A 25,637-nucleotide genomic window follows, 5' to 3' on the forward strand; every position below is an offset into this window, starting at 1 on the left:
AGAGATGACTTCGGTTAACGCGGGTGCAAGAGTCCTTTTAGCGGGAGGTGGATCCGCGGGGCACGTGAATCCATTGCTGGCTGTGGCTTCGGTTTTGCGTGATCGCGATATCGAAGTGCAGGCTCTGGGAACGGCTTCGGGCCTCGAAATGGACCTAGTGCCACAAGCTGGTATTACGCTTCACACCATTAAGAAGGTTGCGGCGCCGCGTCGCCCGAACAAGGCGGCTTTGACATTTGCGCCGGACTTAGCAAAGACGGTGCGCGACGTTGAGCGTTTGATCAAGAGTGGGGGAGTCGAGGCCGTAGTTGGTTTTGGCGGTTACGTTTCAGCGCCTGCGTATTTGGCGGCTCGAGCGCAAGGAATCCCCGTGGTGATCCACGAGCAAAACGCTCGCGCGGGTTTAGCAAATAAGCTGGGTGCTCGTTTTGCGGCGGCACTTGCTCTGACATTTTCGCAAACTAGTTTGAAAGCTCGCCGGGGGATAACGGAAGTTACGGGGCTTCCCCTACGCCCTGCTATTAGGCAGCTTGCCGAGGATCGGGCTAGTCAAGAGGGAAGGGCAAGGCGGCGCGAGCAGGCTTGTGCGCAGCTCGGACTCGACCCAACTAAACCAACTGTGCTGATCACGGGCGGTTCTCTTGGAGCCCTACATTTGAATCAGGTGATGGTGCAGGCGGCCTCGGCATTTGGGCCAGATCATCAGGTTTTGCATTTGACGGGCAAGGGAAAATCCGAAGGGATTGCCGATGAAGTCGCGGCGAGCGGTTTTGCCGGTACTTGGACCCTGCGCGAATACGCGATGGATATGGAGACGTACTTCGCGGCCGCAGACCTGGTTATTGGCAGGGCGGGTGCAGGTATGGTTGCCGAGCTCACGGCCTTGGGACTGCCGGCCGTTTATGTTCCGCTTCCGATTGGAAATGGCGAGCAGAAGCTGAACGCACTAGAGCAGGTGCGCAAGGGTGGGGCAATGCTGTTCGACGACAGTGATTTTTCAGAAAAGATTGTCCGCTCCTTTGTGGTACCTCTGCTTGATTCTTCCCAGCGCTTGGAGGATATGGCCAAGGAGTCCGCGAAGCTCGGTCACGTGGACGCCGCCTATCGCATGGCAGATTTGGTTGAATCGGTCCTATGCAGGGGGCAGGTCAAATGAGTTTCTATCTGATCGGTATTGGCGGGGCAGGTATGTCCGTGGTTGCGGAGCTGCTTCACGCTAAGGGTGAGGTAGTGGGCGGATCAGATGCGAAGGATTCGAAGAATCTCGATCATTTGCGTTCGCTTGGGATTGAGGTTTTTGTGGGGCACGACGCTGCTCACGTGCCGGCTGACGCCCGCGTGGTGATTTCCACGGCGGTGCGTGAGTCAAATCCTGAGTTGGTGATTGCGCGCGAGCGCGGTCAGGAGGTGCTCCATCGTTCCCAGGCGCTTGCGTTGGCGGCTAAGGGATTGGATTTTGTTGCTGTTGCCGGCGCTCATGGCAAGACGACTTCATCGGGAATGCTAGCGGCGGCCCTGTCCCAGGCGGGAATGGACCCATCGTTTGCGGTGGGAGGGGTCGTAACAGGTTTCAACACGGGCGCACACTTGGGTGCCTCCTCGGTGTTTGTAGCGGAGGCCGATGAATCCGATAAGTCCTTCTTGAATTACAGCCCCAGGGTGGCGCTGGTAACGAATGTTGAACCGGATCATTTGGATAACTACGGTTCACGCGAAGAGTTTGAACAAACTTTCTTGAAGTTCGCGCAAAAGATAGTGCCGGGTGGCCTTCTGGTTGTGTGTAGCGATGACGAGGGGGCGGCAAGGCTCGGTAGGGCGTATGAGGAACTGGGCGGGCGCGTATGGTCCTATGGCGGGCTAACTGAAGACGAGGGGCTTTGGCGTGGGCAAAAGCACGCAGTGGTTTCCGCGGCAAACCTGGCCCCTGCACATGCGAGCGCAACTGTTTGCTTCGATGGACAAGAAACGGAATTGTCGTTGAACGTGGGCGGGGCGCACAACTTGGAGAACGCTACGGGCGCGCTACTAGTGGGTATTGAGCTGGGCGTTCCGATGGAGCGTATGGCAACCGCCTTGCACTCGTTCAAAGGCACGGGGAGACGCTTCGAACTGCGCGGAAAAGCACAGGGTAAGGTCCTGGTGGATGATTATGCGCACCATCCGTCCGAGGTTGCGGCAGCGTTGCGGCAAGCCCGCGTGGAGTCGGGTGGCGGACGTGTGCTGGTACTGTTCCAGCCGCACTTGTATTCACGTACCAAGACTTTTGCGACCGAGTTTGCTAAAGCTTTCCAACTGGCTGATCGGCTGTATATTACCGATATTTTTGGGGCGCGCGAAGATCCCGTGGAGGGGGTAACATCGCAGCTTATCTCTAACCAGGTTCCCGGGGCCCGCTACATTCCGGACATGCGTGAGGCTGCGCAAGCGATCGCGAACGAAGCGCGCGAGGGCGATTTAGTTATCACCATGGGAGCCGGTAGCATCACATCGATGGGTGAGGTCATTTTAAACCGCTGGGGCGCCAGTAAGTGAAACGTCCAGGGCTGCCAAACACGCCTCGGTCCGAGGAACACGCGGACCGAGGCGTCGATGCTGAGCGCCTTGGAAGGTCCAATCCCGCTACGTCAAAGCCGGTTGAGGGTTTTAATCAAAAGTCTTCAGAAGGCGCGCCAGAAGAACCGAAGTCCTCATCGCGTCTAAGCCTTACGCGCTTTACTCGTGCAAAAAAGTCGAACCAAGTATCTTCGGGTGCGCCAGATGAAGACAGGTTCGATCCTTCGGTAAACAAATCCAAACCTTCGCGTAGCTCTAGCTTGCAGAAGTACTTCACGTCGCGGCGCGCCACAGAGGTTTTTGGTTCCCAGAAAAACACAATCAGTTTGAATGAGCGTCGCGCGGAAATGAAACGCGCTCGCCGTAGTGCCATCCTCACCCGCGTGGGCATTGCATTCGCAGCGGTTTTGTTGGTAGCCGCCGTAGTATGGGCAGTTTTCTTCTCGCCGTTCTTTGCGTTAACAGCCTCGAAAATCAAGATTTCGGGTCTGAATGAAGATGTGACCGCCGAGGTCGTTGAAGAGAAACTTGCGGGTTTTGTGGATGTGCCGCTCCCACGCATTTCGATGAATGCCGCGCGAAGTGAGGTGGAGAGCATCGCTCAGGTGGATGCAGCCGAAATCACCCGCGCATGGCCGGACGGACTCAACGTGAAAGTAACGGTGCGCACGCCCATGGCTGCTGAGAAAAGCGATGAGGGATACAACGTGATTGATCGCGAGGGCGTGGTGTTGCGCTCCTCGTCAGACGTGCCGGAGGGCTTGCCGATCGTGGAGGTAAAGATCGAGTCGCAGGAGCAACGGGCGGCGGCTGTTGCGCGGGTGGCTACGGTGAAGGATGAACTACCTGCAGAACTTTCCCAGCAGATCACGGTGTATACCGCGTACCCGACGAGCGTAGAGATGCGCACGTTGGATGGGCGCATCATCAAGTGGGGCGATGAGAGTGACTCGCAGCTGAAAGCGCAGGTGCTCAAGCTATTGCTGGACCAGCGTCCCGCCCAGGTGTACGACGTGTCTACTCCCGCTCGCCCGGTAACTTCGTAGTTATAAGCCCCACATTGCAAGGATCTTAAGCGGGGGTTTATCGGTCGGTAATTGTTGGACCATTAAAGGTGAATAATCAAGGGTTTAGCGCGGCCGGGAAAATAGGTTGCGACACGCCCATAACAGTGTTTGAAACCGACGTGAAACGCGTTTATCTTCTGCGTGCAACGATGAGCCAAAACTTAAACCTTCAACTTAAGGTTTAGGCAGGCGAGACAGACGTAAGGGGATCACGAGTGAACGAGGCACACTACCAATCCGTTATTAAGGTCGTGGGCGTAGGCGGCGGCGGCTGTAACGCCGTTAATCGCATGATTAGCGCCGGTGTTAAGGGCGCTGAATTCATCACGATGAACACGGATGCGCAGGCACTTTTGCAGTCTGACGCAGAAGTCAAGATTGACCTGGGAGATGAGCTAACGCGCGGCCTTGGAGCCGGCTCTGATCCGATGGTTGGCCGAAAGGCGGCTGAAGAGAACGAGGACACCATCAGGGAGGCGCTTGAGGGCTCCGACATGGTTTTCGTTACCGCCGGTGAGGGCGGTGGAACAGGTACAGGCGCGGCTCCGATTGTGGCACGTGTTGCGCGTTCGCTCGACGCTTTGACCGTGGGTATCGTTACTCGCCCGTTTGCTTTTGAGGGGCCTCGTCGCGGCCAGGTTGCACAGCAGGGCATTGAGGATCTGCGTAAGGAAGTTGATGCTCTGATCATCATTCCAAATGATCGTCTGCTCCAGATTGCCGACAAGAATGTTTCGTACCTTGACGCGTTCCGCATTGCCGACGATGTGCTCCGTTCTGGCGTGCAGGGCATCACCGACATCATCAAGGTTGCCGGTGACATGAACGTGGACTTCCGCGACGTGAATACGATTATGCGAGGTGCGGGCACCGCTCTTATGGGTATCGGTACAGCGCAGGGCGAAGATCGCGCATTGCGTGCAGCTGAGGCTGCGATTTCGTCCCCGCTCCTCGAAACCCGTATCGATGGTGCACACGGCGCTCTGATCAACGTACAGGGCGCCTCTGACATGGGTCTTGCCGAGATCAATGCCGCTGTCTCGCTCATCGGTGAGTCCCTCCACGAGGAAGCCAACATCATTTTCGGTACGGTTATTGACGACTCGCTTGGCGACGAGATGCGCGTTACCGTTATTGCCGCTGGTTTTGACGAGGAAGAGGCATCGGCGCAGCCTGCGCCGGCAATGCCGACTCGCACTGTGCAAACATCGGAGCCGGTAGAAAAGCCCGCTTATGAGCGTCCACTCGGTTCTTTGCCCACGGCGCAGTCGGCCCAGCCGGCTCAGCCAGCGCACCGCGCTGAGGTGAAGCCCCCGACGCGTGAATCGAACTTCCCTTCGGCAACGCCGCGGCGTAGCGAGCCGGTAGAAGAGCCATCTTCGGACCGCTTCGAAGTTCCCCGCATTTTTGATGAGGACGATTCGAAGGATCAGCTAGATCTTCCGGACTTCTTGCGTTAATGAATAGCTCCTTCGGTCGGGTTCGTTATGGCTTTACGAGGGCCGTGACGAACCCGACTCAAGTAGGGCGGGCTCTTTCGAGTCCCAACTATGGATTGAATACGGGTGCGCCGCGTAGCCTTGTGCTGGCCGACAGGCAGGCACTTGCAGATTCGATTGGTGCGCCGGTGGTGTGGATGAACCAGATTCACTCCGACATCGTGTGTGTGGTAGGGCAGGAGGAATCCGGCCTGGACAATTCGGTCACTGCTGATGCGGTGATAACTAGGGACCGTGTCGCACTGGCAGTGCAGGTAGCAGATTGTGTTCCTGTGCTGCTGTTCGACAAGGCCGCAGGCGTGGTAGCTGCGGTACACGCGGGGCGAGCAGGTGCGAAGGCTTTCGTCGTTGCAAAGACTGTCTCGCAGATGACTAGCATGGGCTGCTCGCCCCGCAATATAAAGGCCGTGGTGGGCCCGAGTATTTGCGGTGCGTGTTACGAGGTGGGCGAGGATGTGTTTGCCCAGACGGTGTCCATACGGCCGGAAATGGCTACGCAGTCTAGATGGGGCACTAGGGCACTCGACGTTCGTGCAGCAGTTTTACGCGACTTGGAGCATGTGGGAGATGTCAAAATTGACGATGCATGCACGCTCGAATCTGATGATTTGAACTCGTATAGGCGTAATCCAAAATGCGGCAGACAGGTGGGTTGGGTGGTCCTCGACTAGCCGCGCGACGGGGCCCGTCACAGCGACTGTTGAGTATCGGGCATGAAAAGCGCGTGGGGATGTGACACGCCGCCTCAAAACCGTATATTTTGCGGCAACTCGATTACTTTAAGAGCAGCTCAAACTTTTGTTGCCTTGGGAGGAATGACATGGGTGATGCACTGAACCGCGCAATGGAACGCTTTGGCTGGCGCGGATACGACGAGGATGAGGATCAGGTGTTTGACGATTCTGATTTCTCGCAACCGACTTTTTCGGAGCCGGAGTCAGTAACCCCGCTACCTCGCCCTGAGATCGTTTCTTCCAGAAGTGCAAGCCTGGACATCAACCGTATTGTTTCTTTGACTCCCGCTTCCTATGCGGACGCTGAGGGCATTGGCCACGCGATACGTGATGGCGTTCCCGTGATTATCAACCTTTCGAAGGTGAATGATGCGGAAGGCCGGCGAATCGTCGATTTCACCGCTGGTCTTGCGTTCGCGCTGGGAGGATCGATGGAGCAGGTAGTGGAGGGAGTAATACTCCTCACGCCAGAATCTGTGAAGGTTGAGGAAGGTCAGCAAAAGCACGCGTTCGCAAACGAGCCGTTGTTCGCAAACAAGTCGGGCTTGGGTTTCTAAAGGTAGGTTTTAACACTTGTCTTGGTACATCGGGCAGGCGCTATCGTTATTAGTCTCGATTTACACGCTGGTGCTACTCATTAGGCTGGTTTTTGACTGGGTTCAGTTCTTCAGCCCGCAGTGGCAGCCTCGCGGTGTGCTCCTTGTGCTCCTGAACGTTATTTACGCCCTTACGGATCCACCGTTGCGTTTTTTGCGCCGTTTCATTCCTCCATTGCGGCTTGGCGAGATCTCTCTCGACGTGGGATTTATTGTCCTGTTTGCGGGTGTAGTAATTTTGGGAGAAATTGCGAGATTGCTCATGTAGGTGCACACTTACAATGAAATTCTGTAGTCTATGAGATAGAAAAAGTTTGACTGCGCGTGCTGTGGACAAAATTATTGTCTGGAGGCTAGCGCCGTGCAAATCCCATTTAGATATAGAGGTGAAGAAATGGCACTGCTTTCGACAGAGGATGTCTTGAATAAGACTTTCCAGTCGGTGAAGTTCCGTGAGGGATACGACCAGGTCGAGGTTGATGAGTTTCTCGACGAAGTAGTTGAAACCATCTACGCTCTCCAGGTTGAGAATACGGAGCTAAAGCAAAAGCTTGAAGCAGCGCAGCTTCGCGTTGAAGAGCTTGAGGGTTCTGAGTCGGGCTCCGCGCCCGCGTCAGTTGTTGCTGAGCCAGTGGAGGAAGTCAAACCCGAGCCGGAGCCCGAACCGGAGCCGGCACCAGCTCCCGCCCCCGTGACGGCTGCAGCTCCGACCTCCACGCCGGAAGATGCAACCTCGATGTTGGCTCTGGCCCAGCGCGTTCACGATGAGTACGTGCGCGATGGTCGTGAGGAAGGCGAGCGCATTATTGCTGAGGCTCGCGAAGAGGGAAGCAAGATCGTGGCGGAGGCTGAAGATAAGCGCGACTCGATCCTCAACCAGCTTGACGTTGATCGCGGCATGCTAGAGGGCAAGATCAACGAGTTGAAGAGCTTTGAGGCTGAGTACCGCACTCGTCTGCGTGAACAGCTACAGAGCTTCCTCTCGGAAGTTGCCAACTAGTTTTAACTGTTCCGACAAAGCGGAGGCGACGTGCGTCGCCCCCGCTTTGTCTTATTATTTGGGGGTTATCGAATGCAACAGGTGACACAAAGTTTTAAGACCCGCATCATCTTTTACGTGGTTGCCATTCTAGCGGTGGTTACGGATCAGGTGAGCAAGGTCTGGGCTTTGAATAACCTGTCCACCGATCAGATTGACCCTTTTATTGGTTCGTTCATTAGTTTTCAACTCGTCCACAATCCTGGCGCCGCTTTTTCTTTGCTGGATAACGCTACGTGGGTTTTCACGGTCATAGCTATTGCGATAATCGTGGTGATTTTGTACTACGTTCGCAAGGTTTCTTCATCGCCGTGGTTGTTATCGATGGCTCTTCTTTTTGGTGGGGCAATTGGAAACTTGATTGACCGCCTGATTCAGCCGCCTTCGTTTGGAATGGGACACGTGGTTGATTTCCTGAATTGGAACGGCTGGTTTGTAGGTAACGTTGCCGATATTTACATCGTGGTTGCGGCAGCTTCAATGTTCTTGCTGGCAGTTCTTGAAGTGCCGTTCAACCGTGATCTCGGTGGTGAGAGGCAGTGAGTGAAACACGCTTCTTGCCTGTTCCGGACGGCCTTGTGGGGGAGCGAATCGATGTTTCGCTCTCGCGAATGCTGGGGCTATCGCGTTCCGCTGTTGGCAAGATGATTGAAGCAGGAGAGATCGAAGTTGATTCGGTTGCTGCTAAGAAAGGCCAGCGGCTGGAATCTGGCCAAATGATTTCGGTCAATATGCAGGTGCAGGAGAAGGCTTCTGCGCCGGTGGTGGGCATGGATATTCTTTACGATGACGAGGACGTAGTTGTTGTAAACAAACCGGTGGGGGTCGCCGCGCACACGGGTCCGGGCTGGGATGGGCCCACGGTGATTGGAAACCTGGAGGCCGCGGGCTATCGTATTTCTACTTCGGGTCCGCCGGAGCGCCAGGGCATTGTGCATCGCCTGGATGTGGGTACTTCTGGCGCGATGGTGGTGGCAAAGTCGGAGCTTGCCTATACCAAGCTGAAGCACGCATTTAAAGAGCGCACGGTGGACAAGATCTACCATGCCCTCGTTACTGGACATTTGGAACCGGCTAAAGGAACGATTGATGCTCCGATCGCACGCCATCCGTCAAAGGAATGGCGGATGGGCATTGTGGCTTCGGGCCGCCGCGCGATTACCCATTTTGAAGTGCTGGAGTATTTACCGGGTGCAACGTTGGTAAAGGTGGAGCTGGAGACGGGACGTACCCACCAGATCCGTGTCCATTTTTCGTCAATTAACGCTCCCTTGATTGGCGACACGTTTTATGGTGCGGATGAGCGTAAGGCCCAAGAACTGGGGTTGGGACGGCAGTGGCTGCACGCGGTGGAACTGAAATTTACACACCCGCGCACAGCGGTCAGAATGAGTGTTACCGCGCCGTATCCACCGGATCTGGAACAGGTCCTCGAACAACTTCGCAACCCCTCCTGAAGTTTCTTCGAGGGTTTAGCTAGCATAGACTGACCCTATGTCCGTTCCACAGTTTGCTCACCTTCATAATCACACCGAGTATTCGATGCTCGATGGGGCGTCCAAAATTGTTCCCATGGTTAAGGAGGCTGCGCGGCTTGGTCAGCCCGCAATCGCAATCACGGACCACGGCTATCTGTTTGGAGCTTACGAGTTTTACGCGGCGGCGAAGAAGCATGGCGTAAAACCAATTATCGGCCTCGAGGCGTACATGACGCCGGGTACGTCACGTTTTGACCAAACGCGTGTGCGTTGGGGAGACGAATCGCAAAAGGAAGACGATGTTTCCGCTCGCGGCGCCTACACGCACCTGACCCTCATTTCTGAAACCACGGAGGGAATGCATAACCTTTTCCGCCTTGGATCTGGTGCCTCGCTTGATGGGCAGATGGGTAAGTGGCCGCGCGCGGACATGGAACTGTTGGAACGCCACCACTCTGGCCTAATCGCATTCTCGGGTTGCCCTTCGTCCGAGGTTCAGGTGCGTCTTCGTCTTGGGCAGTGGGACGAGGCAGTTGCCGCAGCTGGGCGTTTGCAGGATATCTTCGGTAAAGACAACTTCTACATTGAGTTGATGGATCACGGCATCGAGATTGAACGCCGTGTTCGCACCGACTTATTCCGGCTCGCCGAGCATCTGAAGGCCCCGAAGATCGTCACCAATGACGCGCACTACGTGACGGCCGATGATCGCGATATTCAAGATGCACTGCTTTGTATTAACTCCGGTTCGAAACTAGCAGATCCAGACCGCTTCCGATTTGACGGCTCGGGCTACTACATCCGCTCATCCGAATCGATGCGCCGGGACTGGCAAGATGCCCTCGACGCCTGCGATGCCACGCTGGAAATCGCTGAGCGTTGCGACGTTCACTTCACCACGGTGGGCGAAGGCGCTAACTACATGCCCCGGTTCCCGGTTCCTGCCGGAGAAGACGAGACCTCCTGGTTTGTAAAGGAAGTTGAACGGGGCCTGAACTACCGCTTCCCGGGCGGTGTTCCTGAAGACGTGCGCAAACAGGCCGAGTACGAGGTCGGCATCATCACTCAAATGGGCTTTCCCGGTTACTTCCTCGTCGTTTCTGACTTCATTCGCTGGGCAAAAGAACAAGGCATTAGGGTAGGGCCCGGTCGTGGCTCCGGCGCAGGCTCGATGGTGGCATACGCGATGCAGATCACCGATCTGAACCCGCTGAACCACGGCCTCCTGTTCGAGCGGTTCTTGAACCCTGAACGTGTGTCAATGCCTGACTTCGACGTCGATTTTGATGAGCGTAGGCGCGGTGAGGTCATCGACTACGTGACCGAGAAGTATGGTTCGGATCGCGTGGCGCAGGTTATTACCTACGGCAAGATTAAAACCAAGCAGGCGCTGAAAGACTCGGCGCGTATTTTGGACAAGCCGTTTAACTTGGGAGACCAGCTGACCAAGGCTCTGCCACCATCGGTCATGGGCAAGGACATTTCGGTAAATGGCATTTTCAACCCGGAAGATCCTCGGTACGAGGAGGCCGCCGAGTTCCGCCGATTCCACCAGGAGAATGCCGAAACCCACGAGGTGGTTCAGCTTGCCAAAGGTATTGAGGGCCTGACTCGCCAGTGGGGCGTGCACGCTTGCGCGGTGATCATGTCCTCGGAGCCTTTGCAACAGATCATTCCACTAATGAAGCGTCCACAGGACGGGGCCATAATCACCCAGTTTGATTACCCAACGTGTGAGACGCTGGGCCTGCTAAAGATGGACTTCTTGGGGCTCACCAACCTCACGGTGATCTCGGATGCGCTCGACAATATTGAGAAGAATGGCAAGGAGCGCCCCGACCTAAACCATATTGGCCTCGATGATGAAAAGACGTACAAGCTACTTTCACGCGGTGAAACGCTAGGTGTATTCCAGCTTGATGGTGACGGTATGCAAAAGCTACTTAAGCGTATGCATCCGGATAACTTCGAAGACATTTCAGCTGTGGGTGCCCTGTACCGTCCCGGTCCGATGGGTGCGGACTCGCATAACAAGTACGCGGACCGTAAGAATGGGCGCGCACAAATCGTGCCGATTCACCCCGAGCTGGCAGAGCCTCTTGAGGATATCCTGGGCACTACTTACGGCCTCATCGTCTATCAAGAGCAGGTTATGGCTATCGCGCAGCGCGTTGCCGGCTACTCGCTTGGACAAGCAGATTTGTTGCGCCGCGCGATGGGCAAGAAAAAGAAGGAAATCCTCGATAAGGAATATGGTCCGTTCCATCAGGGCATGATTGAACGCGGATATTCCGAGGACGCGGTGAAGACCCTGTGGGACATTCTCGTTCCGTTTTCGAACTACGCGTTCAACAAGTCTCACTCGGCCGCATACGGACTTGTGTCTTACTGGACGGCTTGGCTGAAAGCTAACTATCCCACCGAGTACATGGCTGCCCTCCTCACTTCGAATAGGGACAAGAAGGATAAGCTCGCGCTGTATCTTTCTGAGTGCCGCCGCATGGGAATTACGGTTTTGCCGCCGGACGTTAATGAGTCGGCTGCGAACTTCACCCCAGCTGGTAACGATATTCGTTTTGGTCTTGCCGCAATCCGTAACGTAGGTGCGAACGTGGTGGACGGCATTGAGGAAGCGCGGGATGAGAAGGGTGCATACACGTCTTTCGCTGACTTCTTGGACAAGGTTCCGGTGCGGGTTTGTAACAAGCGCACTATCGAGTCCCTCATCAAGGCGGGTGCGTTCGACACGCTGGAGGAAAACCGCAGGGCAGTTGTGGCGGTGCACGAGGAGGCAGTGGACTCGGCCGTTAAACTGAAGCGCAACGAGTCCATCGGCCAGTTTGACCTCTTCGGTGCGATGGGCGGTGAAAGCGCGTCAGTTCTCCAGGTGGAGATCCCCGACATTCCGCAGTGGTCCAAGCGCGAGAAGCTCCAGTACGAGCGCGACATGCTCGGCCTGTACGTCTCGGACCATCCGCTCTCGGGCATTCACCGAGCGCTTGCTCGCTACCAGGACATGACTATTGGCGGCATCGTCCACGGCGAAGGCAGCATGGATAACCAGACCGTGAAGGTTGCCGGCCTCGTGACAAAAGTTGATGTAAAGACCACTCGCAAGGGTGAGCTGTGGGCGATAGTCACGGTTGAGGACCTATCCGGATCAATCGACGTCTTGTTCTTCCCTCGCTCATACGAGTCGATCTCGCACATCCTCGCTACCGATCTTGTAGTGCAGGTGGAGGGACGGGTGAAAGAACGCGACCGCGAGCGCACGATTAATGGCATGTCGATGACCGTGCTCGATTTGGGTGAGGACGGTAATGCGCCCGTAGTTTTGGAGCTTCCGGTTCACAGGTGTACGGAGCCGGTACTGACCGATTTGAAGAGTATTATTTCGGGCTATCCGGGGCCGTGTCCAGTGCAACTAAGGATTTTGAGGCCGGGGGAGAAGCCCACATTGGTGCAGTTTGACCCGTCCTTCAACGTCGATTCGAATACGTCTTTCTTTGCGGATTTGAAGGCGGCGCTTGGGGCGGGAGTATTGCGCTAATAGAAAATGGTGGCGGCTTTGGGAGCCGCCACCAGGTTGTTAAGCTATTCGCTTTCGGCGCGGACGATGACTGATTCGATTTCACCGCCGTAGTCGATGGATACCACTTGACCATTCTTGAGGCGGGCGCCGCGGCGGGTATTTATTTCACCATCTACGCTAACGTAGCCTTCCTGTATGGCCACGCGTGCTTCTCCACCGTTTTCTACTAATCCAGCTAGTTTTAGCAGTTGACCCAGCCGGATTTCGCCGCGGACTCGGATTTCGCGCTCATTCATGTGTTTTCTCTTTCTTAACTAGTAGCGCCACTATTAGCCACGCGATGAGGATACCTGCCACGTCTGCCACGATGTCTAGGGCCTGCCCGGTTCGCCCGCGGATGAAGTAGGCCTGGATGATTTCGGACAGGCCTGCGTGGATAATGCTGAGCCCAACGACAATGTCCCTACGCCATCCGGTCAGTAGCGCTGCGGCAGTGACCGTGGCGAATGCGCTCGAATGAACAATCTTATCTAATCCGGCTGAGTCGGTGAGGTTCAGTGCGGGCACGAGTTCGCTGACGTGGTTTAGCAAGGTCGTTAGGATTCCGGAGGCAGAGCCGTCTGCGGGTGTATAAAGGACCCAGCACAGCGCGGTAAACGTTACGGCAAAGACGCCCGCCCACCAGTAGTTGATTTCGGGTGTGTCTTTTGCGTGACGCGGCCTCATACTCATGAGCTCATTATGCCAGTTGGGGTGTGCAAGTGCGTTCCACATTTTCGCCCGCCGGCGCATCTACGCAGTAAAAACCCTAAAGTAGAAGGCATGATGAACATACTTGACCTGCGTGAGATTTCGCTTAGCGCGAGAGAGCTTTCTGAAAGACTGCCGCGCGCTTCTCTCGACGTTGAAGGCGCTTTAGAAAAAGTTATGCCGATTATCGCGGACGTACGCGCTCACGGGGCGAAAGCTGTTCGCAGGTGGACCGCTCAGTTTGATGGAGTGGAACCTGCTCATATTCGCGTGCCGAGGTCGGCTCTGCAAGATGCATTAGCAGGGCTTGATCCAAAGGTTCGCGCGGGTTTGGAGATCTCAATCCGTAACAATCAGATTGGGCATGAGGCGCAGCTACCCATGGAGCGCGTGGTTGAGGTAGTGCCGGGTGGTTTTGTGCGACAGCGCTGGATTCCGGTGCGACGTGTTGGCTTGTACGTGCCGGGCGGTTTGGCTGTTTACCCATCCTCGGTGGTCATGAACGTTGTTGCCGCGAAGGTTGCGGGAGTCGATTCGATCGCGATTGCAAGCCCGGCGCAAAGGGAGTTCGACGGTCTACCACATCCAACGATTTTGGCGGCTTGCGAGCTTTTGGGTATCGATGAGGTCTATGCCATGGGCGGGGCGCAGGCGATAGCAGCGTTCGCGTATGGATTTATCGACGAGGTTGATGACAGTGTTTTGGAGCCGGTCGATGTAGTTACGGGGCCGGGCAATATTTTTGTTGCCGCTGCAAAACGCGCCGTGAAGTCGGTGGTTGGTATTGATGCGGAGGCAGGTACGACAGAGATCGCTATTATTGCCGACGAGGCGGCGAATCCGCGCTTCGTGGCGCGCGATCTGATATCGCAGGCCGAACACGATCCGGCAGCTGCTTCGGTTTTGATTACAGATTCGGTGGCGCACGCCCAGGCGGTCCAAGCAGAGCTGGCGCGGATGGTTCCACAAACGAAGCACGCGCAGCGTATTGAGACAGCACTGGGGGGGCCTCAGTCCGCGATAGTACTCACCAAGGATGTTGCACACTCGATTTTTGTGGCAAATTCGTTTGGGGCAGAGCACTTGGAAATCCAAACGGAGAACGCTCTTGAGGATTCCAAGCAGATCCGTAATGCGGGTGCGATTTTTGTGGGCCCGTACTCACCGGTGCCGCTGGGCGATTACATTGCCGGTTCTAACCATGTTCTACCTACCGGAGGCACAGCGCGATTCGCGTCGGGATTGAACGTGCATGCTTTCTTGAAGTCGGTGCAGCAGATTGAGTACAACGAGCAGGCGCTTCGAGATCTAACCGATCCGCTGGTTGCGCTCGCCAATAGTGAGGACTTGCCAGCGCATGGCGAGGCCGCTATCGAACGCTTTGCAATGAAGGAATAAACGCCATGACTTTACCTCTTCGTGAAGAACTCGGCAGTGTCCAGCCCTATGGCGCACCGCAACTCGACGTTCCAGTGCGCTTAAATGTAAACGAGAATCCGTATTCGCCTTCGCCGGCGGTAATCGCATCCATTTTGGAGCGAGTAGCTAAGATTCTGCCTACTATGAATCGCTATCCTGATCGCGACTTCATGGAGCTTCGTGCCGGATTGGCTAACTATTTGCGCGCGGAAGCGGGTGTAATGGTCGAGAAGGAACGTATTTGGGCTGCGAACGGTTCCAACGAGGTCATGCTGCACCTTTTGCAGGCCTATGGGGGCCAGGGCAGAACGCTACTATCTTTTGCCCCTACCTATTCGATGTATCACGAGTACGCTCGCGACACGGGTACAAACTGGGTTGCTGGCACGCGCGGCGCTGGTTTCAAACTTGATCTCGAACAGGTTGAGGCTCAGATCGCGCGCACGAAACCTTCCGTGTTAGTCCTGGCCTCTCCAAATAACCCGACAGGCACAGCTCTAACTTTAGAAGAGGTACGCCGGGTTGGCGAGGCTACGCGTGGAAGTGGCCCCGTGATAGGGGGAGCCCAAACCGACACGGTTTTGGTGATCGACGAGGCCTACGCCGAGTTTCGCCGCGAAGGCACCCCCTCTGCGCTGACTCTCCTGGATGAGTATCCGCATGTCGTTGTCAGCCGTACCATGTCGAAAGCATTTGGGATGGCCGGATTGCGTCTGGGTTACTTCGCAGCCTCGCGCGAAATAGTTAACCACGTTATGCGGGTTCGCCTTCCGTACCACCTGTCTGCTACCACGCAGGCGGTGGCGCTCGCGGCACTGTCACATTCGAAAGAGCTGATGAGTCAGGTGGCGCACATGCGCGCTACCCGTGATGATCTCGTAATCTGGTTGCGTGGCAAGGGGCTGGAGGTCGCCGATTCTGATGCAAACTTCGTTCTCTTTGGTAAGTTTGCGGATCGTGAGCGCGTATTCGAACAACTTTTAGAACGAGGCGTTTTGATTCGCGTTGTGGGCCCGGAAGGGTATCTTCGGGTTAGTGTAGGTACTGATGAAGAAGACGCTCGTTTTCGAGCGGCGTTAGAGGAGATCTTGTGAGAATGTCGAATCCGCGTACGGCCGTCGTGGAGCGTTCAACATTTGAGTCCACGATTCGAGTTGAATTGAACCTGGATGGCACTGGCAAAACTCAGATCAATACGGGCGTTCCCTTTTATGACCACATGCTGACTGCGCTCGGTAAGCATTCGCTGATCGACCTGACGATTGAGGCAAATGGCGACGTTGAAGTAGACGTCCACCACACGGTTGAAGACACCGCTATCTGTATCGGTCAGGCACTGAAGCAAGCGCTGGGTGATAAGAGCGGGATTCGGCGTTATGGAGATGCGACGGTGCCACTCGATGAGGCGCTTGCCCGGGCAGTGGTAGACCTTGCGGGCCGCCCGCACGTGGTGCATGAGGGAGAGCCAAACGAGCAGATTTACCACCTGATTGGCGGTCACTTTACAGGTGCAATGACCCGGCATGTTTTTGAGTCCCTGGCGTATAACGCGGGCATCTGTCTGCATGTGGACTTGATTCGCGGTCGCGACCCGCACCACATTGTTGAAGCGCAGTTTAAAGCGTTGGCGAGGGCATTGCGCGCAGCTGTTGAAATGGATCCGCGAGCTTCTGGCATTCCGTCCACAAAGGGCGCACTGTGAGCGAGCGCAATATTGATGAGGAATTCGAACGCATCATTGCCGGTATGGAAGAGCCGGATGCGAACGAAGGCGCCTCAGAACCAGACACGACTGCGCGGCAAGATGATCAGGTAGAGCAGGCGGATCCGGACCAGCCGGTTGATGAAAGCCTGCACCTGGAGGAAGGCGCGCAACGCATCGGCCTTATCTTCGCGCCCCTGCGTCCAGCCTCCGCAGTTGCCCGCATGCTTGGCATGTACAAGATCGCCAGGTGGATCGTTCCAATCGATCACCAAATCGTCCTCTACCTAGAATTGGACCCGGATGATGAGGAAGAGGAGTTCGCGAGCCTGCTGGGCGAAGAACGCCCCATGCCCGAAGAGGTTGACCGTTTCGCAAAGGTTATTTCAAAGCTTTCGAAGTTCGGGGCAGTAGCTGTGGTATCTACGCTCGCGGAGGAAGATTCGCTGGTTTCCGGATCGGTGTATGCCAGGCGTTATGTGAACGGCAAGCCGGAGGATGCGATTCCTGCTGGCCTATTGATCAACTCGATCGATATCCGCGCTGAAGACCTGCTACTTGGTAGGTCTCGCCCGCAAGATTACCCGGACGCGGTGCACGCTACGGAACGTCCGGTTCCGAAAGGGCGCGGCTTTGGTTTTCCCAAACGAACTTAGGAATCAAAAATGATTGTTCTACCTGCCATCGATATTGTGGACGGTCGCGCTGTGCGCCTGCATCAAGGTGAAGCTGGAACCGAGACGTTCTACGGTGATCCAGCACAGATTGCCGCCGATTTTGCGGCTAAAGGCGCGCAGTGGATCCACATGGTTGATTTGGATGCCGCGTTTGGCCGCGGGTCTAATGCGGAACTCGCGCACGAAATCGCCGGGAGTGTGGATATTAACATTGAGCTTTCGGGCGGTATTCGTGACGATGAGTCGCTTAACCGGGCGCTTCAGGCCGGAGCAAGACGCGTGAACCTCGGCACCGCAGCAATCGAAAACACCGAGTGGACCAAGCGCGTTATTGGTGAGTACGGCGATCGCATCGCGGTGGGATTGGACGTTCGTGGTACTACGCTTGCAACCCGCGGGTGGACCAAGCAGGGTGGTGATCTGTTCGAGATGATTGAACTTTTGGACCGCGCTGGTTGCGAGCGCTACGTGGTTACCGACGTTGCCAAGGACGGTACGCTCACTGGACCTAACATTGAGCTTTTAAAACAGGTGTGTGCACATACCGATGCGGCGGTAATCGCTTCGGGCGGCGTGTCTAAGCTGGATGACATTCGCGCGCTTTTGCCCCTTCAAGATGAGGGCGTGGAGGGCGTGATCGTTGGTAAAGCCATATATTCCGGCGCCTTCACCTTGGAACAGGCCCTGGAGGTCGCAGGTGCCTAAGCACTCATTCGAGAGCCTGCAGGCAAGGCTAAACCAGTCGGTTGACGCCAGCGAGGCCGGCCAAACCCTTCCACAAACAGCGGCTGCTTTGACGCTTCAAGATCCGGCGCAGCGCCTGGTGACCTTAGTAGAGGCTTTAGAAAATGAGCGTCTGCTTGTGCCCGCGGTAGTGGAAGGCGGAGCATGTGAGGAAGGTGAGGTCTCGGTTACGCAAACGAAGCAGGGGCCTGCTGTTGTTGCTTTTACCAGCGCTGATGCTATGAACGAGTGGGATGCGGGTGCAAGACCGGTACCCATGCCTGCTCGCCGGGTAGCTATGCTGGCGGTTGCCCAAACCTCGGGGCGCCTCGTGATTGACAAGGGCCGATCTGACATACGTATTCCGCGGCCGGCCACGGTGGCTTTGGCACACGGGGATAGATGGCTTCCTGCCTGGCAGGATGGCGAGCTGCTCGAAGAGCTTGCCGGCCGCCTTACACCACGCATTGCATTTGTAAAGCCGTTACCCAGTGCGGGTGCCACCTTGCGCCTCGCAGTTGGTATCTTGCAGGGTGCATCTAAAGAGAGTCTGACTCGTGATTTACAACAGATTGCGGCTACGCCCAGGTTGCGTCCGGCAGCAGAACTGGTGGAAATAGTACCAACCGTCGTGGCGCAGGCGTGACGGACTCCATACCGGCAGTTCGCTATTAGCGCGGCAAATTTGTTAAACTAACTGTTGATTGTTGAGCGAGAGTCTCAACCAGTAGGCGTTCAGATGAATGCCAACAGCAAGCGGAGTGATCCCACCTGGGTTCCAACCTCTTCGAGGGTAAACCTTACGGCCACCGGAACCGGGTAAATACTACGGCGGTTTAGCCGTTATTTTCGGGGTCTTCGTGTGCTGACGGCGCGAAGGCCCTCTTCGTGTCACCAGGGAACTATTGAAGGAGCAACTTATCAACGAGCCTCGTGTTAATGACCGAATCCGAGTCCCAGAGGTACGCCTCGTGGGACCTGAAGGAGAACAGGTCGGCGTCGTGCGTGTGGCTGACGCCCTCCGGTTAGCTGAAGAGGCGGGCCTTGACCTAGTTGAGGTTGCCCCGAATGCGCGTCCACCGGTTGCGAAGCTGATGGACTTTGGCAAGTACAAGTACGAACTTGCGCAAAAGGCACGTGAGTCTCGTCGAAACCAGGCAAACACGGTTTTGAAGGAAATCCGTTTCCGCCTAAAGATCGACGATCACGATTACGAGACCAAGAAGGGTCACGTTGAGCGGTTCCTGGGTGGTGGTGACAAGGTCAAGGTCATGATCATGTTCCGTGGCCGCGAGCAGTCTCGCCCGGAAATGGGTATTCGTTTGCTTGAGCGTTTGGCTGAGGATGTTGCTGAACTTGGCGTGGTCGAGTCTAAACCCCGTCAGGATGGTCGCAACATGACGATGGTTCTCGCACCAACTCGCAAGAAGTCTGAGGCAAAGAGCGAACAGCGTCGCCGTCGTGAAGCTGAGCGCCAAGCAAAGCGGGATCGCCAAGCTGAGAGATCAGCAAAGTCTGGCAGCTAGAGCCCCCGCGTTTGACTAGTAGAAAAAGGAAGAAACATGGCGAAGATGAAGACGCACTCCGGTGCGAAGAAGCGTTTCCGCGTTACGGGAAGCGGAAAGCTTATGCGTGAGAGGGCCGGTAAGCGTCACCTCCTGGAGCACAAGCCTTCTACCCGCACCCGTCGCCTATCGCGCGACCAGGTAGTTGCAAAAGCAGATGAGAAGAACGTTCGCCGCCTACTGGGTATGTAACCCGCGGTTTTAGATTTAACAGGAGACTTTCATGGCACGAGTTAAAAGGTCTGTAAACGCGCGCAAGAAGCGTCGCACTACCCTTGAGCGCGCATCCGGCTACCGCGGTCAGCGCTCCCGCCTTTACCGTAAGGCTAAGGAGCAGGTTACCCACTCAATGGTGTACTCCTACCGCGACCGTCGCGCTCGCAAGCGTGACTTCCGTCGCCTCTGGATCCAGCGCATCAACGCTGCGGTCCGTGAGAACGGTATGACGTACAACCGCTTCATCCAGGGTCTTAACCTGGCTGGCGTAGAGGTTGACCGCAAAATGCTTGCTGACCTAGCTGTTTCGGATCCGAAGGCGTTCACCGCCCTCGTTGAGACCGCGAAGGCCGCTCTTCCGGCAGACGTTAACGCTCCGAAGAACTAAACATGTCGGCTGATTTTCAGCCACGTTCCAAACGCCCGGCTTTGCTGGACAATCCGAATGCTGATCGCATTCGTAAGGTTGCAGCATTGGCCGGGCGTTCGGCACGTAGGCGTAGTGGTGAAGTTCTTGTAGAGGGGCCGCAAGCGGTGCGCGAGGCCGTGCGGTTTTGCGGCAAAGACCTGGTGGATGTCTATATTTCGCAAGAGGTGGAGCAGCGCGATCCGCAGCTTCTGCGTGACGCGTTAAAGGCAACCCGTTGGGTTCACCCGATGACGGAGCAGGTAGCCAAGGCTATGTCCCCTTCGGCGCAGGGTGTTGCCGCCGTGGTAAAGGATTTTCGCACCGATGGTCTGCCCAAGGTTGATTGGGATTTCGTCGTGATCATGGGCCAGACTCAAGATCCGGGTAATGCGGGTAACATCATTCGAGCGGCCGATGCTGCTGGGGCAGACGCCGTGATCGCATGTTCAGGCACGGTTGACGTTTCATCTCCAAAAGTTGTGCGCGCTTCGGCCGGCTCTGTTTTTCATTTGCCCTCGATTGTGAACGTTGGTTTTGACGAGGTTGCGGAGTGGGTGAAGTCCCGCAAAATGTCTTTGGTGGCTGCGGACGGGCACGGTAGCGTGAACTTGTTTGATGCTCAAGATGGCATGGAATCGCTAGATCTTGCCGCGCCCACTGCCTGGGTATTTGGTAACGAGGCGCATGGTTTCGCTCAGCTCGATGAATCGGTTATTGATCACTCTGTGTCGATTCCGCTGGGCGGGCATGCCGAGTCATTGAATGTCTCAGCCGCCGCCGCAATTTGTCTGTTTGCGACCGCAAAGGCGCGCCATAGAATGCGGGTATGAGTAGCGAAGGACAATTGATCGCGCGGATGCGCGAGGTGCTCCCCGAAGGGACGCGAACGATGCTCGGTTCAGGTGATGACTGCGCATTGGTTGAGGCACCGGAGGGGAGTTTTCTCGTCACTACAGACGCTCTCGTGGAGGGGCAGCATTTTCGACGTGATTGGTCTACTCCTCGTGAGATTGGGGCGCGGGCTGCGGTCCAAAATCTCGCCGATATCGCAGCGTGCGGAGGCCGGGCCTCAGGCCTCGTAGTCGCAATGGTTATCCCTCCTGGAAGCGATGAGGATTGGATCCTCGAGGTTGTTTCGGGCTTCGGTAGTGAGGTAGCGAAAACTGGTGCAGGAGTTATCGGAGGAGATATCACGAGCGGGAGAGATTTCACGCTGGCGGTTACTGCATTTGGTTATTGTGACCGCCTCGTGACGCGCGCACAAGCAAAGCCGGGTGATGTAATCGCTTACGCGGGCGATATTGGGGTTAGTGGCGTTGGATTGGCGTTGCTACAAAACCATGTCGTAAACCCCGCCCTCCGCGGCGCAGAAACGCTTGGGTTCTATCATTATCCGCTCTCGTTCTATCGGGTTCCTAAGGTTCCGCTCCAGGCGGGACCTATAGCTGCTAACGCGGGCGCAACTGCAATGATCGATGTTTCAGATGGTCTTGGTATTGACCTGTCGCGGATTGCGAAAGCATCGAAAGTTTCAATGCGATTGTCTAGGTCACTTTTGAAAAATATTGTCGATGAACACCAACCGTGGCTCGATGTTGCTTTAAAACAGCTGGACGTGGGGCAACTTAATACTTGGGAACTGGTCGAGAAGATAGGACTGTTCAACCGCGGAGAGGATCACGCGCTGCTGGCCACGTTCCCGTCGGATATAAACGTGCCGCCCCCGTTCAGGATTATCGGTGACGTGACCGGCGGGGAAGTAGGAACGGTCACGCTTGATGACGAGCCGTATCCGGTTGGTGGATGGGATCACTTGCAAAGATGATGTATTTGCTCCTGATCATCATGCAGAGCAAGTACGGTGGTCGGTTCCCGAAGTGCCAGTGCCAGTGTTTTCACGTTCACGTTTTAAGTTGAATAACCACCTAAGGTGGTTATTCAACTTAAAATCCAGTAGGGGGCTAGGAAGCTTCTCTTGGAATGGTACGCTTCCAAACTTTTGCGAAAATCTCTTCGTCGCCGTCGTAACATTTGACGTCTGATTCAGTATAGAAATTGGCGTCGTCACAAGTAATACGGGTATCGGCTTCCACCCGCGCTTGCCAGTCAAGATCTGGGCGTTCTAGCTTGATCCGCCACTGTGACTCTGTACGTGCCGTGGTGGGGTCATCCCACTGTATCCAATATCGTTCTACTGAGTCCTCGTCAAAGTGCAACCCGTCAGGATAAATGCGGGTACCGCCATATGCGGGATCCACTTGCAGTAGGGTAGTTTTTGCAACTACATCGGTGCAGATAAGCCGTTCTGGCCTGCGCGATCCGGCCAGTCCAGCTTCCGGATATTTCACGTCCAATGGCACGGGTTGCGCTGCCTCGTCGAAATGAATAGCGGCATCAAGTTTCGCGCGTTCGCTACCAGCAGCGGGGATCGGCCGGACAGGTAGCTCGATATGAGAACCGGTTAGATCGAGGGTGATCACACCCGAATCGGGTTGTGGCCAGATCCATGGCCAGTACGCGTTAGAGATTGCAATGCGCAGGACATGGCCAGCCGCAAAGTGATATCCAATTCCAGTCATCGCGAACTCCACGTCCACCCATTCATCCGTGGGCATTGGAACTGCCTTGTCACGACCTTCGCGGGAGCTAAGGTTAAGTGCTCCACGAGTTACCAGCGTTGATTCACCCGCGGGTGAAACGTCGTTCAAACGCGCGTATAGTTGCCCCCTGCGAGCTGGGGTTTTCACACGCATTTTTAACTTCGCATTTCCCAAGATCTCGAACGATTCAGTTACTTCGAAGTCGACCGTTACCGATCTGCCATCATCAGCTCGCTGGTCTACAGGTAGATCAGCTGCATTTCCAAAGGGGAAATACCGTCCTGCAGCTTGTCCCGTATCATGAGGAGAATCGACGAGAACATGACCAGCATTAGTTTTTACCGTGTTTATACAGCCTTTTTCGAAGTTGAGTGTGGTTGGCACGATGTTTGGGGACGGCCAACTGGTTTCAGCAACCCAACGTCCGGGCATTTCATCGTAGACGGACCGAGGTGGAATCGGATCTGTTATCCAAGTACGCAACAACGGCTCATTAACCACATCATTGGGCTTTTCTTTTAACCAGTGATCCCACCAGCGTAGGGTCTCGTTTAGAAAATCTATATGTGGTCCGGGACGTAGATCACGATCGGGATACTGGTGAGACCAAGGCCCGAGTAGCCCTTTAACATTTTTGTCAAGCGCTGAAAGGTGTTCGCAAAGACGCAATACGGTGTCGCGATACGGGTCGTACCAGCCACCTACAGCCATAACAGCTGCATTTATTTGGGAGTAGTCTTCGCATACGGAGCCGTGCTCCCAGTAGGAGTCTCTTCTTTGGTGACTCAGCCACGTGTCGATGTATGGCTCCATTCGGTTTAGTCGATACTCCCACTTCTCTCGCCACTTTTCCCCCCAAACACGTTTGTCTAAGGGGCGTGACTCGAAGGCTAACATGGTGGCAGCCCATGCATGCATGTCAACACCCAGCATCGAGCCACCAAGGTAGTGCACGTCGTTGTCGTAACGATCGTCTGTCGAGCAGGTGGTGACAATTGCTTTCAACGGTTCTGGGTGCAGTGCAGCCAGCTGAAGCGAGTTGAAACCGCCCCAGGAAATGCCAAACATCCCCACATTGCCTGTGCACCAATCCTGTTGTGCGATCCAGTTGATCACTTCAACGCCGTCGGCGTGTTCTTGAGGGCTGTACTCGTCTCCCGGTACGCCTTCGGAGTTGCCGTGGCCCCGAATATCGACTCGGATCGAAGCATAGCCATGCCCGGCGTAGAAAGGGTGCCGTTCGTAATCGCGTGGGGCTGTCCAGTCTCCGGCCCTGTATGGTAGATATTCCAAAATGGCAGGTACTGGATGATTGGTCTGTGGCATCCAACGCTTCATCCAAAGTTTTGTTCCATCAGATAAAGGGATCCACTCTTCTATCACTTCGTGTTCAAAGGGGAACTGCTCAATGTATTTCATGTTTGAGTCGCCTCCTAGACAACGTTCTTCATACGTTTACGCATCCACGGTGTTAGAGCCATAAGTAGTATTGCGTAAACCACGATGATGATTCCTTGAATACCGAAATAAAATGCGGCATTTTCGTATGTAAAGAATTTAACGATTTGTGCCTGGATACCCTGCGCTAGCGCCATTGCGGCAAACCAAAGTGCCATAGTTTGAGAGGCAAATGCGCGCGGTGCGAGCTTCGTGGTTGCGGACATCCCGGAGGTCTGCAAGATCAAATCTCCAAGCCCGAGGAAAACATAGCAAGAGACCATCCAAATGCTCGACATAAGGGCGCCACGCGGGGTTAAGGTTTGACCGAGTGTGACCATTAGAAATGCGACACCACCCAGCATCGTACCCATGCCGACTTTCGAAGCCACATGAGGCTGCCGTTTGCCAAGTTTTACCCAGATCCAGGCAAGAACAGGTCCCATTATGATCTCGACGATCGCAGTTAAAGATATGTACCAGGTGGATGGGTAGGAAAAACTTCCGATCGTGTTTGAGGTTTGTTCCAGGGCCAGGAAATTCAAAGTGTTCCCTGTCTGGAAGTACGTGAGGTTGTATGCCACAAGGGCGATAAGCAACAAGGAAAAAGGCAAAAGATTGCGTTTTTCCGTAGGGGTAACAGAATCCGAACGTCCCATCCAGATAATAAAAGCAAAAGGAACTAACGCAGAAACTCCGGTCACCAGGTTCACCAGCGTTCCCAAAGTGGCATCGGTGGCGAAGAAAAAAACGAGGCCAATTACAATTGCTGTTGTGGCAGCCGCGGTGGTTTTCCAAAAATTTGCATCAAATTCGAAGGAGTTTTGGATTCGTTGTGATCTTTCCTTCCCAGCAAACGAGGAACGTCCGCGGATAAAGAAAAATATTCCGATAATCATCCCCACTGCGGCCGCTGCGAATCCGAGGTGCCAGTGGTAGGTTTGGCCAAGAAAGCCAGCAACGAGTGGGCCCAAGAAAGCGCCGATGTTGATTCCGGAATAATAGATTGAAAACCCTGCGTCGCGCCGTCTATCGCCTTGCTCGTATAGCTCTCCGACCATTGTCGAGACATTTGGCTTCAATAGGCCCGTACCGAGAATAATCAGAGCTAAACCGACCCAGGTTGCGAACTCCGGGGGGATTCCCATAAAAATGTGTCCGCTGGCAATAAGGACGGAACCCCATAGAACGGAGCGATACGTACCGACAACTCGGTCGGCTATCCAAGCACCAACGAGGGCCAACAAATAAACTAGAGCGCCGTATGCTGCTACCACAGAAGATGCGGTTTGCTGATCGTAGCCTAGTCCTCCTGAGGCTATAGCGTCGGCGAAGTAGAGAGCCAAGATAGCTTGGAAACCTAAATATGAGAAACGTTCCCACAGCTCCAGATTGAAAAGTGCTGCCAATCCACGAGGATGGCCAAAAAATGACGTGTCGGCGCGAACATTTCGGTCTTGTTTGCGCGCTTCAGAAATAGACGTGGAAGGGGAGACCATCGAATTAGAGTTCTGGTCAGACATAAATATTCCTTAATTCCCATAGAGAATACGCGAGGGAGCACGCGCGAAATGACGGATTAGTGTGCCAAATATCCTCCTAATCTTGGGATCATCATTCGCCAGGATAACAAACTAGCTC

26 protein-coding genes are annotated in these 25,637 nt (G+C 55.2%); 22 read left to right on the forward strand and 4 right to left on the reverse strand.

What is annotated here, in order from left to right; genetic code table 11:
* The first annotated feature begins 4 nt into the window (after window positions 1–4).
* The 11 genes from murG to dnaE all read left to right on the forward strand — a co-directional run bounded on the left by murG (window position 5) and on the right by dnaE (window position 12,516).
* Window positions 5–1,156: an undecaprenyldiphospho-muramoylpentapeptide beta-N-acetylglucosaminyltransferase gene (gene murG, locus HMPREF2854_RS04760; RefSeq protein WP_070619818.1), complete on the forward strand. Its 1,152-nt coding sequence runs from the start codon at window positions 5–7 to the stop codon at window positions 1,154–1,156.
* Window positions 1,153–2,532, forward strand: a complete 1,380-nt coding sequence (gene murC / locus HMPREF2854_RS04765) for a UDP-N-acetylmuramate--L-alanine ligase (RefSeq protein ID WP_070619823.1) — start codon at window positions 1,153–1,155, stop codon at window positions 2,530–2,532. Before murG ends, murC begins: the two co-directional genes overlap by 4 nt.
* Window positions 2,529–3,599 (forward strand): cell division protein FtsQ/DivIB, encoded by a 1,071-nt coding sequence (locus HMPREF2854_RS04770; RefSeq protein WP_070619826.1) that lies wholly within the window; start codon window positions 2,529–2,531, stop codon window positions 3,597–3,599. The genes murC and HMPREF2854_RS04770 overlap by 4 nt, the downstream gene beginning before the upstream one ends.
* Window positions 3,600–3,835: 236 nt before the next feature.
* Window positions 3,836–5,080 (forward strand): cell division protein FtsZ, encoded by a 1,245-nt coding sequence (ftsZ, locus tag HMPREF2854_RS04775; protein WP_070619829.1) that lies wholly within the window; start codon window positions 3,836–3,838, stop codon window positions 5,078–5,080.
* Window positions 5,081–5,124: 44 nt separating this feature from the next.
* Window positions 5,125–5,790 carry a purine nucleoside phosphorylase YfiH/LACC1 family protein gene (locus tag HMPREF2854_RS04780; protein ID WP_070620337.1) on the forward strand — a complete coding sequence of 222 codons (666 nt, stop codon included), beginning with the start codon at window positions 5,125–5,127 and terminating at the stop codon, window positions 5,788–5,790.
* A 149-nt stretch (window positions 5,791–5,939) separates the two neighbouring features.
* Entirely contained in the window at window positions 5,940–6,410 is a 471-nt protein-coding gene (locus tag HMPREF2854_RS04785) for a cell division protein SepF (protein ID WP_083309394.1), read from the forward strand.
* A gap of 16 nt (window positions 6,411–6,426) precedes the next feature.
* Complete coding sequence (locus tag HMPREF2854_RS04790) at window positions 6,427–6,717, forward strand: YggT family protein (protein WP_034500753.1); 291 nt, start codon at window positions 6,427–6,429, stop codon at window positions 6,715–6,717.
* A gap of 126 nt (window positions 6,718–6,843) precedes the next feature.
* Window positions 6,844–7,449 (forward strand): DivIVA domain-containing protein, encoded by a 606-nt coding sequence (locus HMPREF2854_RS04795; protein ID WP_070619832.1) that lies wholly within the window; start codon window positions 6,844–6,846, stop codon window positions 7,447–7,449.
* A 72-nt stretch (window positions 7,450–7,521) separates the two neighbouring features.
* Window positions 7,522–8,031, forward strand: a complete 510-nt coding sequence (gene lspA / locus HMPREF2854_RS04800; RefSeq protein ID WP_070619834.1) for a signal peptidase II — start codon at window positions 7,522–7,524, stop codon at window positions 8,029–8,031.
* On the forward strand, window positions 8,028–8,945 hold the full coding sequence (locus HMPREF2854_RS04805) for an RluA family pseudouridine synthase (RefSeq protein ID WP_083309395.1): 918 nt from the start codon (window positions 8,028–8,030) through the stop codon (window positions 8,943–8,945). Before lspA ends, HMPREF2854_RS04805 begins: the two co-directional genes overlap by 4 nt.
* A 37-nt stretch (window positions 8,946–8,982) precedes the next feature.
* Window positions 8,983–12,516: a DNA polymerase III subunit alpha gene (gene dnaE, locus HMPREF2854_RS04810; protein WP_070619838.1), complete on the forward strand. Its 3,534-nt coding sequence runs from the start codon at window positions 8,983–8,985 to the stop codon at window positions 12,514–12,516.
* A gap of 44 nt (window positions 12,517–12,560) precedes the next feature.
* Here dnaE and HMPREF2854_RS04815 read toward each other — a convergent pair whose 3' ends face one another.
* Together HMPREF2854_RS04815 and HMPREF2854_RS04820 are read right to left on the reverse strand one after the other, a co-directional pair.
* Entirely contained in the window at window positions 12,561–12,794 is a 234-nt protein-coding gene (locus HMPREF2854_RS04815; protein WP_070619841.1) for an RNA-binding S4 domain-containing protein, read from the reverse strand.
* A complete protein-coding gene (locus HMPREF2854_RS04820; RefSeq protein ID WP_146002550.1) occupies window positions 12,787–13,272 on the reverse strand; it encodes a VanZ family protein in 486 nt (161 codons plus the stop codon). The genes HMPREF2854_RS04815 and HMPREF2854_RS04820 overlap by 8 nt, the downstream gene beginning before the upstream one ends.
* 48 nt (window positions 13,273–13,320) lie before the next feature.
* Between HMPREF2854_RS04820 and hisD the strand changes: the two genes are divergently transcribed.
* The 11 genes from hisD (at window position 13,321) to thiL (ending at window position 21,784) form a co-directional block, all read left to right on the forward strand.
* Complete coding sequence (gene hisD, locus HMPREF2854_RS04825; RefSeq protein WP_070619846.1) at window positions 13,321–14,646, forward strand: histidinol dehydrogenase; 1,326 nt, start codon at window positions 13,321–13,323, stop codon at window positions 14,644–14,646.
* A 5-nt stretch (window positions 14,647–14,651) separates the two neighbouring features.
* Entirely contained in the window at window positions 14,652–15,761 is a 1,110-nt protein-coding gene (locus HMPREF2854_RS04830; protein ID WP_070619849.1) for a histidinol-phosphate transaminase, read from the forward strand.
* Window positions 15,762–15,763: 2 nt separating this feature from the next.
* Window positions 15,764–16,369 (forward strand): imidazoleglycerol-phosphate dehydratase HisB, encoded by a 606-nt coding sequence (gene hisB, locus HMPREF2854_RS04835; RefSeq protein ID WP_070619852.1) that lies wholly within the window; start codon window positions 15,764–15,766, stop codon window positions 16,367–16,369.
* A complete protein-coding gene (locus HMPREF2854_RS04840; protein WP_083309396.1) occupies window positions 16,366–17,025 on the forward strand; it encodes a hypothetical protein in 660 nt (219 codons plus the stop codon). The genes hisB and HMPREF2854_RS04840 overlap by 4 nt, the downstream gene beginning before the upstream one ends.
* Window positions 17,026–17,034: 9 nt before the next feature.
* Window positions 17,035–17,751: a bifunctional 1-(5-phosphoribosyl)-5-((5-phosphoribosylamino)methylideneamino)imidazole-4-carboxamide isomerase/phosphoribosylanthranilate isomerase PriA gene (gene priA, locus HMPREF2854_RS04845; RefSeq protein WP_070619855.1), complete on the forward strand. Its 717-nt coding sequence runs from the start codon at window positions 17,035–17,037 to the stop codon at window positions 17,749–17,751.
* Window positions 17,744–18,415 (forward strand): SseB family protein, encoded by a 672-nt coding sequence (locus HMPREF2854_RS04850; protein ID WP_070619859.1) that lies wholly within the window; start codon window positions 17,744–17,746, stop codon window positions 18,413–18,415. Before priA ends, HMPREF2854_RS04850 begins: the two co-directional genes overlap by 8 nt.
* Before the next feature lie 259 nt (window positions 18,416–18,674).
* Window positions 18,675–19,295, forward strand: a complete 621-nt coding sequence (infC, locus tag HMPREF2854_RS04855) for a translation initiation factor IF-3 (RefSeq protein ID WP_070663720.1) — start codon at window positions 18,675–18,677, stop codon at window positions 19,293–19,295.
* A gap of 36 nt (window positions 19,296–19,331) precedes the next feature.
* Entirely contained in the window at window positions 19,332–19,526 is a 195-nt protein-coding gene (gene rpmI / locus HMPREF2854_RS04860; protein ID WP_034510310.1) for a 50S ribosomal protein L35, read from the forward strand.
* A 31-nt stretch (window positions 19,527–19,557) separates the two neighbouring features.
* Window positions 19,558–19,938, forward strand: coding sequence for a 50S ribosomal protein L20 (rplT, locus tag HMPREF2854_RS04865; RefSeq protein ID WP_034510308.1), 381 nt, complete (start codon window positions 19,558–19,560; stop codon window positions 19,936–19,938).
* A 2-nt stretch (window positions 19,939–19,940) separates the two neighbouring features.
* Window positions 19,941–20,789: a TrmH family RNA methyltransferase gene (locus tag HMPREF2854_RS04870; RefSeq protein ID WP_070619862.1), complete on the forward strand. Its 849-nt coding sequence runs from the start codon at window positions 19,941–19,943 to the stop codon at window positions 20,787–20,789.
* Window positions 20,786–21,784, forward strand: coding sequence for a thiamine-phosphate kinase (gene thiL, locus HMPREF2854_RS04875; RefSeq protein ID WP_070619865.1), 999 nt, complete (start codon window positions 20,786–20,788; stop codon window positions 21,782–21,784). The genes HMPREF2854_RS04870 and thiL overlap by 4 nt, the downstream gene beginning before the upstream one ends.
* 136 nt (window positions 21,785–21,920) lie before the next feature.
* Here thiL and HMPREF2854_RS04880 read toward each other — a convergent pair whose 3' ends face one another.
* Both HMPREF2854_RS04880 and HMPREF2854_RS04885 read right to left on the reverse strand, forming a co-directional pair.
* Window positions 21,921–23,978: a CocE/NonD family hydrolase gene (locus tag HMPREF2854_RS04880; protein WP_070619868.1), complete on the reverse strand. Its 2,058-nt coding sequence runs from the start codon at window positions 23,976–23,978 to the stop codon at window positions 21,921–21,923.
* 14 nt (window positions 23,979–23,992) lie between these two features.
* Window positions 23,993–25,519, reverse strand: a complete 1,527-nt coding sequence (locus HMPREF2854_RS04885) for a peptide MFS transporter (protein WP_083309398.1) — start codon at window positions 25,517–25,519, stop codon at window positions 23,993–23,995.
* Window positions 25,520–25,637 lie beyond the last annotated feature (118 nt).

Source organism: Actinomyces sp. HMSC075B09 (genome assembly GCF_001812395.1).
Taxonomy (GTDB): Bacteria; Actinomycetota; Actinomycetes; order Actinomycetales; family Actinomycetaceae; genus Gleimia; species Gleimia europaea.

What these genes read in the sequence shown, in the direction of transcription:
- murG (WP_070619818.1), top strand. Translation starts at nt 5, where the DNA reads ATGACTTCGGTTAACGCGGGTGCAAGAGTCCTTTTAGCGGGAGGTGGA.
- murC (WP_070619823.1), top strand. Translation starts at nt 1,153, where the DNA reads ATGAGTTTCTATCTGATCGGTATTGGCGGGGCAGGTATGTCCGTGGTT.
- HMPREF2854_RS04785 (WP_083309394.1), top strand. Translation starts at nt 5,940, where the DNA reads ATGGGTGATGCACTGAACCGCGCAATGGAACGCTTTGGCTGGCGCGGA.
- HMPREF2854_RS04795 (WP_070619832.1), top strand. Translation starts at nt 6,844, where the DNA reads ATGGCACTGCTTTCGACAGAGGATGTCTTGAATAAGACTTTCCAGTCG.
- lspA (WP_070619834.1), top strand. Translation starts at nt 7,522, where the DNA reads ATGCAACAGGTGACACAAAGTTTTAAGACCCGCATCATCTTTTACGTG.
- dnaE (WP_070619838.1), top strand. Translation starts at nt 8,983, where the DNA reads ATGTCCGTTCCACAGTTTGCTCACCTTCATAATCACACCGAGTATTCG.
- HMPREF2854_RS04815 (WP_070619841.1), bottom strand. Translation starts at nt 12,794, where the DNA reads ATGAATGAGCGCGAAATCCGAGTCCGCGGCGAAATCCGGCTGGGTCAA.
- HMPREF2854_RS04820 (WP_146002550.1), bottom strand. Translation starts at nt 13,272, where the DNA reads ATGTGGAACGCACTTGCACACCCCAACTGGCATAATGAGCTCATGAGT.
- hisD (WP_070619846.1), top strand. Translation starts at nt 13,321, where the DNA reads ATGATGAACATACTTGACCTGCGTGAGATTTCGCTTAGCGCGAGAGAG.
- HMPREF2854_RS04830 (WP_070619849.1), top strand. Translation starts at nt 14,652, where the DNA reads ATGACTTTACCTCTTCGTGAAGAACTCGGCAGTGTCCAGCCCTATGGC.
- hisB (WP_070619852.1), top strand. Translation starts at nt 15,764, where the DNA reads ATGTCGAATCCGCGTACGGCCGTCGTGGAGCGTTCAACATTTGAGTCC.
- priA (WP_070619855.1), top strand. Translation starts at nt 17,035, where the DNA reads ATGATTGTTCTACCTGCCATCGATATTGTGGACGGTCGCGCTGTGCGC.
- rpmI (WP_034510310.1), top strand. Translation starts at nt 19,332, where the DNA reads ATGGCGAAGATGAAGACGCACTCCGGTGCGAAGAAGCGTTTCCGCGTT.
- rplT (WP_034510308.1), top strand. Translation starts at nt 19,558, where the DNA reads ATGGCACGAGTTAAAAGGTCTGTAAACGCGCGCAAGAAGCGTCGCACT.
- HMPREF2854_RS04870 (WP_070619862.1), top strand. Translation starts at nt 19,941, where the DNA reads ATGTCGGCTGATTTTCAGCCACGTTCCAAACGCCCGGCTTTGCTGGAC.
- thiL (WP_070619865.1), top strand. Translation starts at nt 20,786, where the DNA reads ATGAGTAGCGAAGGACAATTGATCGCGCGGATGCGCGAGGTGCTCCCC.
- HMPREF2854_RS04880 (WP_070619868.1), bottom strand. Translation starts at nt 23,978, where the DNA reads ATGAAATACATTGAGCAGTTCCCCTTTGAACACGAAGTGATAGAAGAG.
- HMPREF2854_RS04885 (WP_083309398.1), bottom strand. Translation starts at nt 25,519, where the DNA reads ATGTCTGACCAGAACTCTAATTCGATGGTCTCCCCTTCCACGTCTATT.